The 16,487-nt window shown below is 63.7% G+C and carries 16 protein-coding genes and 2 pseudogenes; 9 read left to right on the forward strand and 9 right to left on the reverse strand.

Features of this window, described 5'->3' with window-relative positions; genetic code table 11:
- Nucleotides 1–26 precede the first annotated feature (26 nt).
- Nucleotides 27–1,199 carry a hydroxylase gene (locus EV641_RS17895; RefSeq protein ID WP_132473466.1) on the reverse strand — a complete coding sequence of 391 codons (1,173 nt, stop codon included), beginning with the start codon at nt 1,197–1,199 and terminating at the stop codon, nt 27–29.
- A gap of 210 nt (nt 1,200–1,409) precedes the next feature.
- Here EV641_RS17895 and EV641_RS17900 point away from each other — a divergent pair, with 210 nt between their 5' ends.
- The 5 genes from EV641_RS17900 to EV641_RS17920 all read left to right on the forward strand — a co-directional run bounded on the left by EV641_RS17900 (nt 1,410) and on the right by EV641_RS17920 (nt 5,035).
- Entirely contained in the window at nt 1,410–1,895 is a 486-nt protein-coding gene (locus EV641_RS17900) for a nuclear transport factor 2 family protein (RefSeq protein WP_132473468.1), read from the forward strand.
- Between the two features lie 79 nt (nt 1,896–1,974).
- A complete protein-coding gene (locus EV641_RS17905) occupies nt 1,975–2,832 on the forward strand; it encodes an alpha/beta hydrolase (RefSeq protein WP_132473470.1) in 858 nt (285 codons plus the stop codon).
- 12 nt (nt 2,833–2,844) lie between these two features.
- Nucleotides 2,845–3,078, forward strand: coding sequence for a hypothetical protein (locus EV641_RS17910; protein WP_132473472.1), 234 nt, complete (start codon nt 2,845–2,847; stop codon nt 3,076–3,078).
- Nucleotides 3,079–3,220: 142 nt separating this feature from the next.
- Nucleotides 3,221–3,652 (forward strand): MarR family transcriptional regulator, encoded by a 432-nt coding sequence (locus tag EV641_RS17915; RefSeq protein WP_241997332.1) that lies wholly within the window; start codon nt 3,221–3,223, stop codon nt 3,650–3,652.
- A gap of 108 nt (nt 3,653–3,760) precedes the next feature.
- Entirely contained in the window at nt 3,761–5,035 is a 1,275-nt protein-coding gene (locus EV641_RS17920; protein ID WP_199233293.1) for an MFS transporter, read from the forward strand.
- Here the strand turns inward: EV641_RS17920 and EV641_RS17925 are convergent.
- The 4 genes and pseudogenes from EV641_RS17925 to EV641_RS17940 form a co-directional block, all read right to left on the reverse strand.
- A complete protein-coding gene (locus EV641_RS17925) occupies nt 5,023–5,595 on the reverse strand; it encodes a hypothetical protein (protein ID WP_132473474.1) in 573 nt (190 codons plus the stop codon). The two genes, EV641_RS17920 and EV641_RS17925, sit on opposite strands and share 13 nt — an antisense overlap.
- Nucleotides 5,595–7,430, reverse strand: a complete 1,836-nt coding sequence (locus tag EV641_RS17930; RefSeq protein ID WP_241997333.1) for a DEAD/DEAH box helicase — start codon at nt 7,428–7,430, stop codon at nt 5,595–5,597. The genes EV641_RS17925 and EV641_RS17930 overlap by 1 nt, the downstream gene beginning before the upstream one ends.
- 107 nt (nt 7,431–7,537) lie before the next feature.
- Nucleotides 7,538–8,680: pseudogene (locus EV641_RS17935) on the reverse strand (Na+/H+ antiporter NhaA); the annotation flags it as partial.
- Between the two features lie 53 nt (nt 8,681–8,733).
- Nucleotides 8,734–9,984, reverse strand: coding sequence for a transposase (locus EV641_RS17940; RefSeq protein WP_241997334.1), 1,251 nt, complete (start codon nt 9,982–9,984; stop codon nt 8,734–8,736).
- 25 nt (nt 9,985–10,009) lie between these two features.
- On the opposite strand from EV641_RS17940, the gene tnpA reads away from it, so the two are divergent.
- Nucleotides 10,010–10,426, forward strand: coding sequence for an IS200/IS605 family transposase (gene tnpA / locus EV641_RS17945; protein ID WP_132473476.1), 417 nt, complete (start codon nt 10,010–10,012; stop codon nt 10,424–10,426).
- Between the two features lie 48 nt (nt 10,427–10,474).
- On the opposite strand, the pseudogene EV641_RS17950 reads toward tnpA, so the two are convergent.
- Nucleotides 10,475–11,170 (reverse strand): annotated as a pseudogene (locus tag EV641_RS17950) (Na+/H+ antiporter NhaA); the annotation flags it as partial.
- 102 nt (nt 11,171–11,272) lie between these two features.
- Between EV641_RS17950 and pip the strand changes: the two are divergent.
- A complete protein-coding gene (gene pip / locus EV641_RS17955; protein WP_054712523.1) occupies nt 11,273–12,235 on the forward strand; it encodes a prolyl aminopeptidase in 963 nt (320 codons plus the stop codon).
- On the opposite strand, the gene EV641_RS17960 is transcribed toward pip, so the two are convergent.
- Complete coding sequence (locus EV641_RS17960) at nt 12,232–12,657, reverse strand: helix-turn-helix domain-containing protein (protein ID WP_132473478.1); 426 nt, start codon at nt 12,655–12,657, stop codon at nt 12,232–12,234. The two genes, pip and EV641_RS17960, sit on opposite strands and share 4 nt — an antisense overlap.
- A 79-nt stretch (nt 12,658–12,736) precedes the next feature.
- Between EV641_RS17960 and EV641_RS17965 the strand changes: the two genes are divergently transcribed.
- On the forward strand, nt 12,737–13,603 hold the full coding sequence (locus tag EV641_RS17965) for an SDR family NAD(P)-dependent oxidoreductase (RefSeq protein WP_054712524.1): 867 nt from the start codon (nt 12,737–12,739) through the stop codon (nt 13,601–13,603).
- Between the two features lie 27 nt (nt 13,604–13,630).
- Here the strand turns inward: EV641_RS17965 and EV641_RS17970 are convergent, their stop codons facing one another.
- Nucleotides 13,631–14,377 carry a GAP family protein gene (locus EV641_RS17970; protein WP_054712471.1) on the reverse strand — a complete coding sequence of 249 codons (747 nt, stop codon included), beginning with the start codon at nt 14,375–14,377 and terminating at the stop codon, nt 13,631–13,633.
- 21 nt (nt 14,378–14,398) lie between these two features.
- Nucleotides 14,399–15,154: an IclR family transcriptional regulator gene (locus tag EV641_RS17975; RefSeq protein WP_241997335.1), complete on the reverse strand. Its 756-nt coding sequence runs from the start codon at nt 15,152–15,154 to the stop codon at nt 14,399–14,401.
- A gap of 270 nt (nt 15,155–15,424) precedes the next feature.
- Between EV641_RS17975 and EV641_RS17980 the strand changes: the two genes are divergently transcribed.
- Nucleotides 15,425–16,486: an NrtA/SsuA/CpmA family ABC transporter substrate-binding protein gene (locus EV641_RS17980; protein WP_132473480.1), complete on the forward strand. Its 1,062-nt coding sequence runs from the start codon at nt 15,425–15,427 to the stop codon at nt 16,484–16,486.
- Nucleotide 16,487: the final 1 nt, after the last annotated feature.

Raw genomic sequence — 16,487 nt, forward strand, 5'->3', positions numbered from 1 at the left:
GCACACTTCCTCGAAAGCGAAGGGGGTCAGATCATTGCGCGGTAAGGACCCTGCGGGTCACCGCCGAGCTGGGTGAGGGCAGCCGAGTGGTAGATCGTGCCGGGCACATGGATGGCGTGAGTGAGGCCGACGTGCGCATCGCGCCAGAACCGCTGCATCGGTGTCTTCCTATGCACCGCAGCGCCACCCGCGCGAGCGAAGATCTCGTCCATCGCGCGTACCGCACGCCACGCCGAGGAGATCTGGGTGCGCCGGCCGATGGCGCGCTCCTCGAAGCCGATCTCCTCGCCGCGATCCGTCTTGTCCCAGAACCGATCGACTGTTTCGAGCAGCGCTGTGCGTGAGGCCGCGATCTCGGAGGCCGCGTCGCTGATCGCGTAGAGCACGTACGGGTCTTCCTTGATCGGGACACCGGTGACCTGCACGCGTTCCTTCTGCGCCGCGATGTAGCAGGCCAGAGCACCTTCGGTCATACCGATCAGCGACGACGTGATACCCAGCGGAAAGATGTACGAGAACGGGAACTTGTACAGCGTCTCGTCGCGGCCCGCATGGCGCCAGCCGTTGCCGCTGAGCACGATGTCGGCGTCGATCGTGCGGTACTCGGGGATGAAGGCGTTCTCGACGATCAGGTCCTTCGAACCGGTACCCCGCAGGCCGATGACGTCCCAGCTGTCGGGGTCGATGTCGTAATCGGAGCGCGGCAGGAGCACGTGCAGGACCTTGTCGGTGCGGTTGCCGTCCTTGTCTCCGACGGCAGCGCCGATCATGATCCAGCCACAGTGATCGGTACCCGACGAGAACGCCCAGCGACCGTTGAGTACATAACCACCGTCGACCGGCACCGCGACACCCATCGGCGCGTACGGCGACGCCATCCACATGTCGGCGTCCTCGCCCCAGATCTCCTCCTGGGCGCGGGTGTCGAAGAACGTGAGTTCCCACGGGTGGACACCGACGATGCCTGCGACCCAGCCGGTCGCGCCGTCGAGGTTGCCGATGGCCATCACGGTCTCGGCGAACTCGCGCGGATGAGCTTCCCGACCGCCGTACTCCTTGGGCTGGAACATGCGGATGACGCCGGATTCGCGCAGGCGCTTCGCGGAGATGTCGGGCAGGCGCATGATGGTGTCGCCGACCGCGCCTTCGGCGCGGATCTCGTCCGCGTGTTGCATGATTCTGTCCAACGTGTGGCCCATGAGAAAACCTTCCTGGAGCTGGGGGCGAAGAGGTGGCTTACGCATCTGGCCGGATGTGCTGGCTCGAACAGTCCCAGGCGGTAATGCGACGGCGCTCGCACTTTTCCGTTGAACGGGACGTACGCCACACCGTCCGCCGGCGACGGGTAGAACGGGATCCGCCCTCGCATCGCGCATTGCGATGTGCCCGCACAGTCAGGACGGAGCGATATGACCGACACTGCAGAACTGGTGGCCTCACTGCTGGAGCGCGTTCAGCTCCTCGAGGACAAAGCTGCGATCCAGGAGGTGCTGACTGCCTACGGTCCCGCCGTGGATGCCGGTGACGCAGATGCCGTCGGTGAGCTGTGGGCAGAGGATGCCGTCTACGACATCGACATCCGGGTGATGGAAGGCCGCGACGCGATCACCGAGATGGTGCGCACCCGCCCTCATCAGGACTACATCAACGAAGGCTGCGGCCACCTCCTCGACCCTGTCCACATCCGGGTCGACGGCGACGCCGCAGCCGCGACGTGCCACTCGCTGCTGCTGCGTCGCAATCTCGATTCCGAGTCCTACCGGGTGTGGCGCGTGACCGCCAATCGCTTCGACCTCGCCCGCATCGCCGGGAAATGGACGATCAAGCGCCGTACTGCGCGCGTCCTCGACGGCAGCCAGGAAGCCCGCGACCTGCTGGCACGCGCGTCGCGCTGAGCCCTTCTCCTCCGGTCCGGCAGCCCTCGACTTGTCCGGTCCGGCAGCGCAGCGTCGGCGAACCTTCTAGATTGTGTGCATGGCGATGTGCATGGTCGGGATGGACGACGATGCCACGCTCCGCACCTGGACGACCGGATTGCGTAGATCCGCGCCTCCGGTAGTTCTGCTGCACGGTGGCCCCGGCCTCCCGGACTATCTGCAAGCGGTCGCGCAGATGCTCGACGACGTCACCGTCGTCCACCGCTACGACCAGCGTGGCACGGGCAGGTCGTGCTGGGACGGGCCGCACACCCTCGCGCGACACATTGCCGACCTGAAACTCCTCCTCGACGGGTGGGGTCACGAGCAGGTCGTACTGGTGGGGCACTCCTACGGTTCGGACCTGGCCAGCTATTTCACGCTCGCGCACCCCGAGCGGGTTGCGCGCCTCGTCCACCTGGCCGGACCGTTCACCGGTAACTGGCGTGAGCCGTGCAAGGCGACAGAAGTGTCGCGGCGGACGTACACCCAGCAGTCCAGGTTCGAGATCCTCGACGCCATGGAGGTCAGGTCAGAAGCCGAGGAGGTCGAGTTTCTCGCGCTGGCCTGGTTCACCGACCACGCCGACCGACGTCGCGCGTGGCGGTGGGCGCTGGAGGCCGCGCGCATCCGGCGCCCGATCAACTACTCCATGAACAGCCAGCTGAGCGTGGACAAGAAGGCCGACCCCCTCGACGCCCGCATCGACGAACTGCGAGAGGTGCTGCCGTCCGGGTCGATGATCATCGGCGGTGCAGGCGACCCACGACCGGCAGACGAACTGACACGGTTGGGTACGCGCCTCGACTGCGACGTCGCGATCCTTCCGGAAGCGGGGCACTTCCCCTGGCTGGAGGCGCCCGGAAGGTTCAGGTCGCTGCTGCGTTCGGCCGTCGAACAGCCCATCCCCGGATAGTCGGATGGTGCGATGAGCATTACGTGGACGGGTGAGGTCCCGATCGCTCCGTATCGTGGAAGTACCGAACTCTCGGGAACAGCGACAGGTGGGTACACGATGGGTATGTTGAGCAAGGTCCTGAAGACCGGCGTTGCGATCAAGGCAGTCCAGGTCATCAAACGCGAGGCGTCCAAGCCGGAGAATCAGCGGAAGGCGCAGGAACTGGTGGCGAAGCTGCGTCAGCAACCTCGTGGCCCGCGCTGAGCGGAGAACCTCGGCCGCATCCGGGTGGGAGTTCCTCGACGTCGTGGCTGCTTCAGGCACCCGATCGGGGTCTCCACTCGGTCGGCCGTGCTGTCGGCAATTAATCAACTAGATTGATAAACCTGGTTGTAAACTTGATCGGGTGACCACTGCCGAACACACCATCGCTCAGCGACTCCGCGACGTGCTTCGTCCCATCTGGAGACGATTCACGGCCGAGCAATCCATCTCTGTGGGAAAGATGGGTGTGCTCGGCTATCTGGCCGAGCACGGAGCGACAATATCCTCCACTCTTGCTGCAGCCGAACGGATCAGCCCTCAGGCGATCGCCACGGCAGTGCGAGAACTCGAGAGTGTCGGCCTGATCGTGCGTACCCCCGACGACCAGGACCGGCGGCGGGTGTGGGTCGAGTTGACCGAAGCGGGCCGGGACAGACTGGATCAGGAACGAGCGACGAGCAATCTGTGGCTGGAACGCGCCATCTCCGATCGGCTCACGACCGAAGAGGCCGAGTTGCTCGAGTCTGCCATCCCAGTCCTGCGCAAACTGGTGAAAGCCGTGCCCGATGAGTGAGCGTACTGAGCCACTTCGGTCGACGCATCTGCCTCGAGGGTGCAGATCGACACCGAAATGCCTGTGACGATTTGCTGGTTGAACCAACTGATGGAGAGTTGAGTATCGATGTCCTCTGCCGCCGGAACCGCGCCGCAGCATCACCGTCTGTGGACGCGGGATTTCATCTTGGCGGCACTGACCAATTTCCTCATAGGAATGGTGTTCTACCTGCTGGTGACGGCGATGGCACTCTATGCGGTGGATCGATTCACGGCATCGGACACCGAGTCCGGTCTCGCAGTCAGTGCGTTCGTCATCGGGTCCGTCGTCACTCGTCTGTTCACCGGTCAGGCAATGGATCTGGTCGGTCGACGCAGGACCCTGATCATCGCTTTGGTGGCGTTCCTTGCAGTCTCGGCGGCGTACATGGTGGCGGGCACCCTGTGGCTGCTCATTGCGGTGCGTTTCGTACACGGTCTGGCTTTCGGTGCTGCCAACACCACGCTGGCGGCGTCGGTCATCGGGCTTATCCCCCGTGGGCGTCTGAGTGAAGGCACGGGCTGGTTCGGTACGTCCACCACCGTGGCCACAGCAGTAGGGCCCCTGCTCGCGCTCCAGTTGACGGCCGCCTTCGGCTACGACTCCTTGTTCATCACATGCACCGCTTTCGCGGTGGCCGCCTTGGTCGTCGGGTCGATCGTCCACCTGCCGGAAGCGCCGGGACACCGCAGTTCACGACGGTTTGCGATACGCGAGATGCTTTCTACCGCAGTCATACCCATATCGACAGTCATCCTGATCGCCGGTCTGGCGTACTCGGCCGTGCTTGCCTTCCTCAACGGCTATGCTCAGGACGAGGGTCTGGGTGCCGCAGTTCCGAGTGCCTTCTTCCTCGTCTATGCGGGGGTTCTGCTCGCGTCCCGATTCTTCGCTGGCCCGTTGCAGGATCGGTACGGCGCCAATGTGGTGGTCTATCCGCTGATCGTGTGCTTCGCGGCCGGTTTGGGCGTGCTGTCATTGTGGCCCGCCCCCGGTGGATTCGTGATCGCGGCGATCCTGTGTGCGCTCGGCTTCGGCGCGTTGATGACGTCTCTGCAGTCCGTGGCCATCTCGATCGTGTCCCGAGAGAAGGTCGGCACCGCCACCTCCACGTTCTTCTTGATGCTCGATGCCGGGGTCGGCGTAGGTCCGATCCTGCTCGGTGTGCTGCTGTCGGCTACCGGGTATTCAGGGATGTATCTCGTCCTGTCCGGGGTCATGGTGGTATCGCTGGGCTACTACTGGTTGGTGCATGGCCGCGCATCACGGTCCGCACGGGCTTCCCGCCGACCCCACCGATACGAAGTAGGCAGGCCGAACACTGAGCCGGCAGTGACAGTGGATGTGCGTCAGTCTCCGTAGAATCTCGACGCGTCGATCTTGTGTAGGGGAATCCATTCGCCGGGTTGCTCTGCGCCGACCGCGACGCGGGTCTTGCGGGGATTGCTGCGTAGGGTGACGGCGAGAGCGGGTTCTTCGTCGATCCTGCCGGCCAGGGCGTAGATCGTCGCGAGATGATGCACGCACGGCGTGCGTTTGCCTGTGCAGTCGCAAGTGGCCGAGCACTCGGACAGGTCGGCGGCGATCGCAATGTCCTGCGACCGCAGATCGGCTACGACGCTGTCCGGCAACTCTCCGGTGGGCGCCGACCGGCGCTTCGTCCCGACCGCTCGCAGCGCTCTCGTGACAGCATCGAGTTGCTCTTTCTCCCAGAGCGGTACAGCGATCGTCACAGTTGAGACGGTTCCTCTGACGGTGACCTCCGCGGCGATGTTGCCCGCGGAGATGTCGGTGAGCACCACGGTGTTGTTACGTGCGTGACTACGTGCTGTGCCCAGGCCGGGAAGGGGCGTGCCCACAATTCGTTCGATCGTCCGCAACCATGCGCGACCCCACGCTGTTACTCCGAATTCTGTGGCCATCAGTTGATCACCGCGCCGTCCAGTTCGAGGAGATCCCGCAACTCGGTATCCGGTAGCTTTGCGAGCTCTGCCTCCGAACCGCCGGAAATGGACTCGGCCACCGATCTTTTGGAAAGGTGCATGGCGGCGATGTGATCCTCGACGGTCCCTCCGGTGACCAAGGTGTGGACGTTGACGGTGCGCTCCTGGCCGATGCGGTGCGCCCGGTCGGTGGCCTGGTCTTCGACGGCAGGATTCCACCATCGGTCGTAGTGGACGACGTGGCTTGCGCGCGTGAGATTGAGACCGAATCCTGCCGCGCGCAGGCTCAAGATGAGTACGGGTGAGGAGTCCTGGCCGGTTTGGAAAGCATCGACCATTGCGTCTCGTCGCGACGTGCTCAATCCGCCGTGGAGAAACGGAACATCACCGACGTTCAACTCGGACCCGAGATGCTTCGAGAGCATGTCGCCCATGGTCCGATACTGCGTGAACACCAGGGCGCGGTCGCCGGCGTCGACTATCTCCGCAAGCATTTCTGTCGCGCGATCGAACTTTCCCGAGCGCCCCCGTAGATCCTCGGCATCTCCGGTGACCTGCGCCGGATGGTTGCAGACCTGTTTGAGAGTGGTCAGGAGTGCGAGGATGTTGCCGCGTCGGGCAATGCCGGTACCCAACCCGGAATCGAACGCGTCAGCCACGGCGGAGCGGTAGATTCGGGCCTGCTCCGATGTGAGAGTGCACATGACGGTCGCGAATTGCTTCGGCGGAAGATCTGTGGCAACAGCGTCTTTGGTTCGGTGCAGGATGTATGGGTCGATGATCGTGGCCAACCTCGCCGCGGCGGTTGCGGAACGGCCGGATTCGATCGGTGCAGCGAAACGCTGACGGAAACGGGCGCGGGTTCCGAGGAGACTCGGATTGGCGACGCGAAACAGCGACCACAATTCGTCGAGTCGGTTCTCCACGGGGGTACCCGTCATTGCGACGGTGATGTCGGTAGTCAACCGTAGTGCGGCCTTCGCAGCGAGCGACGTGGGGTTCTTGATCTGCTGTGCTTCGTCGAAGATCACCGAACTCCACGTAGTCGGTGCCAATTGTTCGATGTCGGATCGCAAAACACTGTAACTGGTCAACACCACCGAGCCGGCGGCGAGACGCCGGGGAAGGTTTCGGCCCGATCCGTGATGGACGTGGAGGGGGAGATGCGGGGCGAAGCGTTGAATTTCGTTGCGCCAGTTTCCGACCACGGAAGTGGGGCATACGACGAGGTGTGGTCGGTCGCCGGCGCGGATCGCCATCATCGCAATGGCCTGGAGTGTCTTACCGAGACCCATTTCGTCGGCGAGGATCCCGCCTCCGCAGGAAGACAACGACTTCAGCCACGCGACGCCACGAACCTGATAGGGCCGCAGTGTTGCCTGGATCCCTGCGAACCTCAGTTCCTCGAGGACCGCCGCGGCCTCGTTGAACTGCTGCACGGTGGAATCGGCACTTCTGAGGGCCGTGTCGTTCCGATAGGTGGCGGCATGACCTGCGGTGGGCATGACGTGTGATCCCCCGGACTCGATCACCTCTTTCCATGCACGTACGGATGTGCCGAGGCCGGGAAGATCGACATTCAAGTCCCGTAAACCTTTTACTGCGGAGTCGAATTTGATCAGGTGTGTGTCCACGTCGCGTACTGCGATACCGCCGTCGGCGTCCGGAACCGCAAACCGGCACACGGTAGGTGTGCCGGCCGGAAACTCCAACCTCGCGAGTTCTGCAGCAGAATCGATTGCTCCCCAGAACGCGAAAGCCATCTGTTCCGGTACGTACGTCGCCTGCAGAGACGGTGGGGATGGCTGATTCACGTTCGCCGATGGTAGCTGGCGCACGGGCCCACCGCTACGAAAATATCCGGAAAACCCGCAGATCAGCTGTGGTTTTCCCGACATTGACGAACCGCGATGGTGAGTGTCTACCGGGCGCGTGCTTCTTCGAGCTTCCGGATCAAGGTCGCCGCATCGAACGGGCCGGTGTGCAGGGTGAGATCCGAGTCGGTGGCGCCGATGTAGAACGTCGGTGTCCCGTGCACATCGCTGGACGCGGCGTCGAGGTCGTCGTCTTCCACCCGATGCCGGTACCGACCCAGACGCATGTCCTCCGCGAACCGCTCTGTATCGAGCCCCAACTGCTCGGCGTGTTCGTAGATTTCGTCTTCGGTGAGGGCATCGCTGTTGACGAAGAGATGATCGTGCATGTCCCAGAACCGGCCTTGCACGGCGGCGGCCTCGGCGGCCTCGGCTGCGAAACGCGCGTGCGGATGCGCCTCGTCGAGCGGCAGATGCCGGAATACATAGCGGAGTTCATCGCCGAAGTGCGCGTGCACCTCTCGGATACTTCCGGTTGCCTTGCTGCAGAAGGGGCACTCGAAGTCGCCGTACTCGACGAGGGTGAGCGGGGCATCCACCGGTCCGCGCAGGTGATCTCTGTCCGGGTCGACCGGCCGCAACAACACGTGTCCGGTGACGCCTTCCGGCGGGTGGCGGCGATCCGCGAGCCTGAACAACACCCAGCCCCAGCCGGTCGCGAGAACGGCTGCGACGAGCACGCCGATGCGGGCATCGTTGGCAGCGTCCGGAGATTCGAGGGCCAGATCCACGATGAACAGCGATATGGTGAAACCGATCCCGGCGAGCGCCGCGCCCCCACTGACCTGTGACAGAGTGAGGCCCGGCTGGAGGCTGCCGGGGCGCAGCCGGGAGAACGCGGCAGTGGCGGCGGTGATGCCGACCAGTTTTCCCAGCACCAAACCGAGGATGACGCCCCATGTGATCGGCGACCTGAGAGCGTCGCTCACCGTCTGCCCGGTGATCACGACTCCGGCGTTGGCGAGTGCGAAGATCGGTACCACGAGAAACGCGGTGTACGGCTGATAGACCCGCAGCAGCCGCTCGTTGACGGATACCGCCCGGAGCACGCTCAGCTGCGCGGCGCGCGCATAGTCGGAGTTGGGGGATTGACGGAACGCCCGTGTGAGCTTACCCGCACGTTCCGCCTCGTTTCGTCTCGGTGGGTAAACGGGAAGGATCAGCGCGATCAGCACCCCGGCGAGGGTGGGAGGGATGCACACCCGACTCTTGACTTCCTCCTCCGCGTGAACACGAAGGATTCCTACGCAGCCCCACCAAATGGCAAGGACTGTTCAGCGGGTTCCTGCTTCACCGGGTCCGCGCATGCAAGCACACGTCTTACGCTCCCTCCACAAGCGTTTACCCTCTCCACCAGCCCAGCGGCGAGCAACACACTCACAGCAGCGTTGTAATCCCGATCCAGCACCAACCCACACGACGGGCACACCCACACCCGCACACCCAACGGCTTCGCCCCATCCCGCACCCCGCAACATGCGCACACCTGCGACGTCGGTTCCCACCGGCTGATCCTGTGCATCACCCGGCCATACTCGGCGGCCTTCTCCTCGATCAACCGGGTCAGAATCGACCAACCGGCATCGTGCACCGACTTCGCCACCCTCGTGCGCGCCAACCCCGCCACCGACAATCCCTCGAGGGCAACCGCTTGGTTCTCGCGGACCAACCTCAACGCCAGCTTGTGGTGGTGATCCAACCGCGTCTCGCGCACCTTCCGGTGCGCCACCGCGACCTTCCGCCGGGCCTTGTCCCGATTCTTCGATCCTTTCATGGTGCGTGAGTACGCCCGCTGCGCACGGGCCAATCCTCGCTCCTTCGACCGCAACCAGCGAGGATTGTCGACCTTCTCGCGGGTCCCGTCGTCGTAGACGATCACCGCCAGATCCGTCAACCCGACGTCGATACCCGCGCATCGGGTCGGCGCCGGCTGCGGGACCACCACCACGGGCACGGGCTCGTCGACCACGAACGACACATAATGCCGGCCGTCGGCCTCACGGATCACCGTCACACTCGACGGGTCCGCCGGCAACGGCCGTGACGACTCGTACCGGACCCGCCCGATCTTCGGCAACCGCACACACCCGATACCACTGCCCGGCTCGAGAACCGAGAACCCGGCGTTGCGGGTGAACCGAGCAGACTGGCGATGTGTCCGCTTCTTGAACCGTGGCGCACCGACCTTACGACCCTTACGTCTTCCGGTGCGGGAGTCGAAGAAGTTCGCGTACGCGCGATGCAGATCCGCCAGCGACTGCTGCAACGGCACCGACGACACCTCCGCGAGCCACGCCCGCTCGGGAGTTGTTTTCGCGATGGTCAGCGCCGCCGACAACTCGCTCTTGCTCGGGATCGACCGGCCCGCCCTGCGGGCAGATTCCCTCGCAGCGAGAGCATCGTTGAATACAACCCGGCAGCACCCGAACAGTTGCGACAACGCCTTGTGCTGTTCCCTTGTCGGGTAGGCACGGTAGCGGTAGCGCTTGAGCACACCTCTGACGATAGCATTTGGTGCCATGGGTAAGGACGAGATCATCAGGGTTGGTAGACAAGCAATTTGGAACTGTCACGTTCATTTGGTGTTCGTCACTAAATATCGGCGCGGTGTGTTCACCGGACCGATCTTGGCGGACTGCGAGGAAGTGATGCGGAAAGTGTGTGGGGACTTCGGTTGCGAGCTACGGGAGTTCACCGGTAAGGACGATCATGTGCACCTGCTGGTCGACTTCCCCGCCACCGTGCAGCTGTCGAAGTTGGTGAATTCACTCAAGGGGGTGTCCTCACGGCATCTGCGGCGTGATCACGCGGATCATCTGTCGCAGTATCTGTGGGGTGGGCATCTGTGGTCCCGCTCGTATTATTGCGGGACTGCGGGCGGTGCCCCACTGTCGGCGGTAGCCGACTACGTGAAGTCCCAACGTCGCCCTGTGTAACGGTGATTCACCTCCACCGTGAACGATGGAGCACTCTCACCAAGATCGGTAGAACGCTACCCAGGTCCCCGCCGCAACGATGAAGTAGGCGATGCCACGCCACACCTCGAGCCGGAGGAACTGCAGGATGAGGAGCAGTCCCACCCCACCCAGCAGCAGATAGCCCAGCCGCAGCTCGTCGGTGTAGAAGAAGGCGATGATCGCGAGTGCGCCGATATCATCGGCGACTGCGAGTGTCAGGATGAACACGCGCAGTCGGGCGGGGCACCGAGGTCCGACCAGTGCGAGTGCGCCCAACACGAATGCCGTATCGGTGGAGACCACCACCCCCCACGCACCGGCGGCCTCCCCGCTCGGGTTGAGCAGGAGGAAGAGCGCAGCGGGCAACGCGAGACCGGCGATCGCGGCAACCAGAGGGACCGCGGCCCGCGTGCGGTCGGTGAGTTCTCCTATCGTGAGTTCGCGTTTCACCTCGAGACCGACGACGAAGAAGAACAAGGTCATCGCTGCGTCGTTGACCCAGTGTTTCAAGTCGAGACTGATGCCGTAGTCGCCGATCCGAATGGTCAGTGGAGTGTGCCAGAACGTCTCGTACGAGTCGCCCACGTTGGCCCGGACCAGCGCCACCATGGTGGCCATGAGCAGAAATCCGGCCGCCAGTTTGTCGTCGTCGGTGCCATCACGAATCCCGGAGAGGAGCAGTGATACCCGGCGAAGGTTCCCAGGATGCTCGTCGACCGCCATGTGCCTCGCTCCGAAGTCCGCTCTCAGTCGTCCGTCGACGAGCCTATCCCCGAAGCAGGCACCTATCCGGGCGAGCTGGAGCCTTCCTGCGAGACTTGCGTCGTGAGTGATCTCCATCCAGATGTCGAACCTTACGAGTCCGGCCACCTCGATGTCTCAGACGGCAACTCCCTGTATTGGGAGACTGTCGGAAATCCCACCGGCCTTCCGGTGGTCTACCTGCACGGCGGGCCGGGGTCCGGTTGCACCCTCGGTGGGCGGAGGTACTTCGATCCGGCGGTGTTTCGTGCGGTGCTGTTCGATCAGCGTGGTTGTGGGCGCAGTACGCCTCGCGTCGATGATCCATCGGTCGATCTGTCGACGAACACGACCGAGAATCTCATCGCCGACATCGAACGGCTCCGGAACCACCTCGGGATCGACGGGTGGATTGTCGCCGGTGTGTCCTGGGGTGTCACGCTCGGCTTGGCCTACGCCCAGGCCCACCCCGATCGTGTGCTCGGTATGGCCTTGGGTGCGATCACCTCGGGTTCTGCCAAGGAGATCGACTGGATCACCCGCGATATGCGTCGAGTCTTTCCGCGTGAGTGGGAGCGGTTCATCGAGACGGTGCCGGAGAACGAGCGCGATGGAAATATTGCGGCCGCATATGCACGACTGCTCGCTCATCCTGACCGTCACGTTCGTGAGCATGCTGCGCTGCGCTGGTGCGAGTGGGAAGACACCCACGTTTCGTTGATGCCCGGCTGGGTTCCACAGCCCCGGTATCAGGACCCCGTCTTCCGAATGGTGTTCGCGCGACTGGTCACTCACTATTGGGGCCACGACTGCTTCCTCGTGGATCAGACGTTGTACGACGGGATGGGAGAGTTGGCCGATGTGCCTGCCGTACTCGTCCACGGGAAGTACGACGTGTCCGGCCCGCTCGACACCGCGTGGGAGCTGCACAGGCGGTGGGCGGGCAGCCGGCTCGTCGTCGTCGACGACGCCGGTCATGGTGGTGGTGGCTTCACCAGGCACTTCGTCGACGCCATCAACTCCTTCGCTGAGGTGGGAGCAGATTAGAGACCATGCACCGATGCGCTATCAGTGCGCGACATCCGGGCAGCGGCGATCTCGGCCCGGTGTTCCACGACCCAATCGGCCAGTGCTGACAGGGGCACCAGCAGGGTCCTTCCGAGCGGTGTGAGGCTGTACTCGACACTCGGGGGCACAGTGGCAAACACCTCTCGGTGGACCAATCCGTCGGCTTCCAGACCGCGGAGAGTGCGGGTGAGCATGCGTTGGCTGATGGTCTCGATCGCGCGATGCAATTCGTTGAACCGGTAGGCGCGCTTACCCAGCAGCACGATTACCAAGACCGACCATTTGTCGCCGACTCGGCGCAGAACATCGGTCACCGGGCACTGCTCGTATTCCTCGGCCGGGACGGGGTCGGGCAGCTGGGCACTCACCATCGAGGGCACATCGGTGTGCGTACCGGACATCGAACTGCCTCCTTCCGCGCACGCGTGTGGTTACCGATGATGGTAGTGCGCACCGAGAGTAACTACCGAAGGAGTGATCATGCCGGAACCGGATCCGACCTGTTCGCGCGTGATCGTCATCAGTGGCGGCACCGACGGGATGGGCCGGGCCCTGGCCCTCGCCCGGGCCGGTCGAGGCGACACCGTTGTCGCCTTGGGCAGCAACCTGGACAAGGGCAGACGGTTGCTCGCCGACGCAGACAAGAGCAGCGTTGCAGGCCGGGTCGAGTTCATCCGGGTCGATCTGTCCAGCGTCGGTCAGACGCGGGCCGCCATCGGTGAGATCATCGCACTCCACGATGTGATCGACGCGCTGGTGCTGTTCGCGAACCGGCAGGCTCCCGAACGAACCACCACCGCGGAGGGATTCGAGCAAACCTTCGCTCTGTACTACCTGAGCCGATACATCCTCGGCTACGGACTCCTCCCGCTCCTGCGTCGCAGTGAAGCCGGCGTGATCGTCAATGTCGCGGGTGTAGGGATGGTGAAGGGAAAGATCCACTGGGACGACCTGCAACTCGAGAACGACTACGGCATGGTGGCCGCGCAACTCCAGGCCGGCCGCGCCAACGACCTGCTCGGTGTCGCGTTCGCGGAACAACCCGACAATCCGGTCCGCTACGTGCTCTACCACCCTGGCTTCACGAGGAGCGGAGACCTCAGCCCCCTCCCCGCTGTGCTGCGCGCATCCCTCAGCGTCGCCGCCCGCCTGGCGGCCCGTCCGATCGCCGAGTCCGTCGCTCCCATACACGAATTCATCGACACTCCGCCGTCCGCACCCCTCACTGCGATCGACCGCGGCAAGCCCGTCCCCCTCACCCTCCGAACCCTCGACCCCGCCAACGCCAGACACCTTGCCGAAGCCACGAGTTCCCTCCTCGAAACAGTGGATCGGGCACGTCCGTGAGGAGGACCGGGTCGAATGGCCCCTGTCCTACAGTTCCGCGAACCCATTGCCGATCAGTGCCACGCCCAGAATCAGCAGTACCGCAGCCGTGATCGCCACGTTGTGCCGCATCATCCATCGATCGACCGCGGCGAGAGTGCGCTCGGCGCGGCTCGCCAGTACGACTCGAATCACGGCCGGAGCTGCCACGCCCAGGCTCGCCACGATCGCAAAGGCAACCAGGGCCACCAGCTGCTCGAGCACCTGTGCAGTCGCGTACGCGATGACCGCTGCGCCTGCTGCGACCAGGGCGATGTTCTTCGGGTTCGCTGCGGCAAGTAGAAAACCCAGACCCACCGCCTGTCGAGCGGTCATGGATTCCGCGGTCGCCATCCACCCGGGCACGGTGGATTCCTCGTCGGACCGCGGCCGAGTGAACCACTTCCTGAGGGCTATCAGGACCAGCACGATCCCGAGTACGAGCTTGACGCCACCGGCCCACCAGGTGGGTTCGTCGGACATGGCGATTACATCCGCCAGTGTGATCACGATTGCGCCTACGACGAGGAGCCCTGCAATCCAGCCACCGATGAAGGCGTACGACACCTTCGTCGACCGCTTGGTAATCAGTACCAGCGACAGCATCAGCATCGGCATTGTCGCCAGCAGCAGTCCGACCGCGATGGGCAGTGACTGGCCGATCGCGCTGGTCACGAGTTGCTTCTCGGAGAACTGAGCATCGGCGAATAGTATCGGAGTGCGGTACCGAAGGCCTGGCTCGATGCGCGAAACCATCGCGGGACACCAGGTTCGGAATCAGAGGAGGACGTCCGCGACCTTGCGCGCGGTGACCTTCGCGAGGTCGACGAAGAATGGAACCCGCTCGTCGATCATCAGCTCGACAGGGCCGCGGAGCCCGAGTGCGAATCGGACCTGTCCTGATTCGTCACCGATCGGTACGCCGATGGTGCGGAATCCGTGCACGAGCTCTTCGTCATTGAACGCGTAACCGCGTTCCCGTGTTTGGGTGAGTTCTTTTCCGAGCTCCACCGGCCCGGAGATCGAACGTGCGGTGCCACTGTTGTACGGAAGTCGGGCCAACTCGTCCTCGCCGGCCTGTGCCCAGGCCAACAACGCCTTACCCAGTGCGCTCGCGTGCAGGGGAAGTCGAAGGCCTTGCAGTTCATGCCCGTCGGCTTCGCGCCAGCTGCTGGTTCCCAGTAGGACGACATCGTTTCCGTGTCGAGTTGCGATGGAGGCTTTCGCGCCCGTGATCGTGGCCAGCTCTTCGAGATGTGGTTCAGCGAGGTGGATGCGGTGCTGTCGATAGGCGATCCGGCCGTACTCGGCCAGTGCTGTGCCCAGTCGGTATCGGCTGGGAGAGTCCACCTTGTCCAAGAAGTCCGCTCCGACGAGTGCGGAGAGCAGACGGTGGGTGGTGCTCACCGGCAAGTCCAGTCGCCGGGCGATCTCGGAGACGCCGAGATCTTCGCCGTTGCGGAAGCACGCGAGGACGGACAGGGCGCGCGTGACGGACTGCAGTTGGCCGTTGGCCGAGGAAGTGGGCTCCACGTCGTGACGCTAACACGGAGGATGGCCGATCGGCGCCCTGTTATTCCGTATCAAGGAAAATGATTGTTCAGCAGATGTGAACTGTATCTCTGTCGTATGGCGAGATCTATCAGCTGATATCTGCAAATTCTGCTGCTTCCCGGTGGGCAAACATACACCCTGTGCCTGCGTCAAGCTTTCCGATCAACGGAAAGGTAAGGGTGGGCATCTCCAACTGAGCCGCCTAGTTTCGCTAGGTACCAGCCCTCTCTCGAATAGGAGCCAAGACCGATGCGTCTCCATCGCCGACCACTCCGAGTGCATGCTGCGCTCGCGATCCTCCCCGTCGTCGCGTTGGTTGCTGCCGCGTGCGGCTCCGGCGGAGAAAGTGTGGACGAGTCCGTGGCGGGCGGTGAACCCACCTTCATTCTCAAGGTCACCGACGGAGGAAACTCCGGCCCGCTCGCAGTGGCCAAGCGTGACGGTACCTTCGACGAAGCACTCGCCCCGTTGGGCGCGAAGGTCGAGTGGGTCAACGCTCCGCCTTCATTCAGTGCGAACCTCAAGTTGTTCAACGCCGGCGAGCTCGACGTCTCGGGTGGCGCCTACAGTCCGGTCGTCGGAGCGCTCTCGAAGGACGTCGGTGTTCGAATCATCGCCGTAGCCGATCCGGTGGATCAGGATCAGGCCGGCATCATTGCCAGACCGGACTCGGGTATTGCGGAGGTCAAGGACCTCGTCGGCAAGCGAATCGCCGTCAACCCGGCTGCGAAGGGTGAGTACATCACTCTGAAAGCGCTGGAACAGGCCGGTATTCCGTTCGATCAGGTCGAGCGGGTGCCGCTGCAGATATCGGATGCAGCCTCGGCCTTCTCCACCGGTCAGGTCGACGCGTGGGCGTCGTTCAACGACCCGTACGCAGAAGCCAAGGCGCGCGGGGCTATCGAAATAGCGACCGAGGCCACCGTCGGCTCGACCGACAACACAATCGTCGCGTTTCGCACCGAAGTGCTCGAGACGCGGCCCGACATCGCCGCGAAGTATCTCGAGACACTTCAGCAACTGACCGAGCGTCAGCAGGCCGACCCCGAGGACTTCGAGAACGTGTTCGAGGAAGCTGGTCCGCGGGCATTGTCCGGCGAACGACTCGACCGCGCAATCGATCTCGGACGTCGGGCGACAGTACCGCACTACCCGACTGCCCAGGATGCAGCCAACCTCCAGGAAGTTGCAGACCTGTTCTACGAGAATGGAGTGATCACCCGGGCAATCACGGCGGACGACGTCTTCTACCCGCTCGAGGAAAAGCTCGCCGCCGCCGAGAACCAGTCCGCACCGACTCCCGGGAGCTGAG

This window comes from Rhodococcus sp. SMB37 (assembly GCF_004345605.1).
GTDB lineage: Bacteria > Actinomycetota > Actinomycetes > Mycobacteriales > Mycobacteriaceae > Rhodococcus.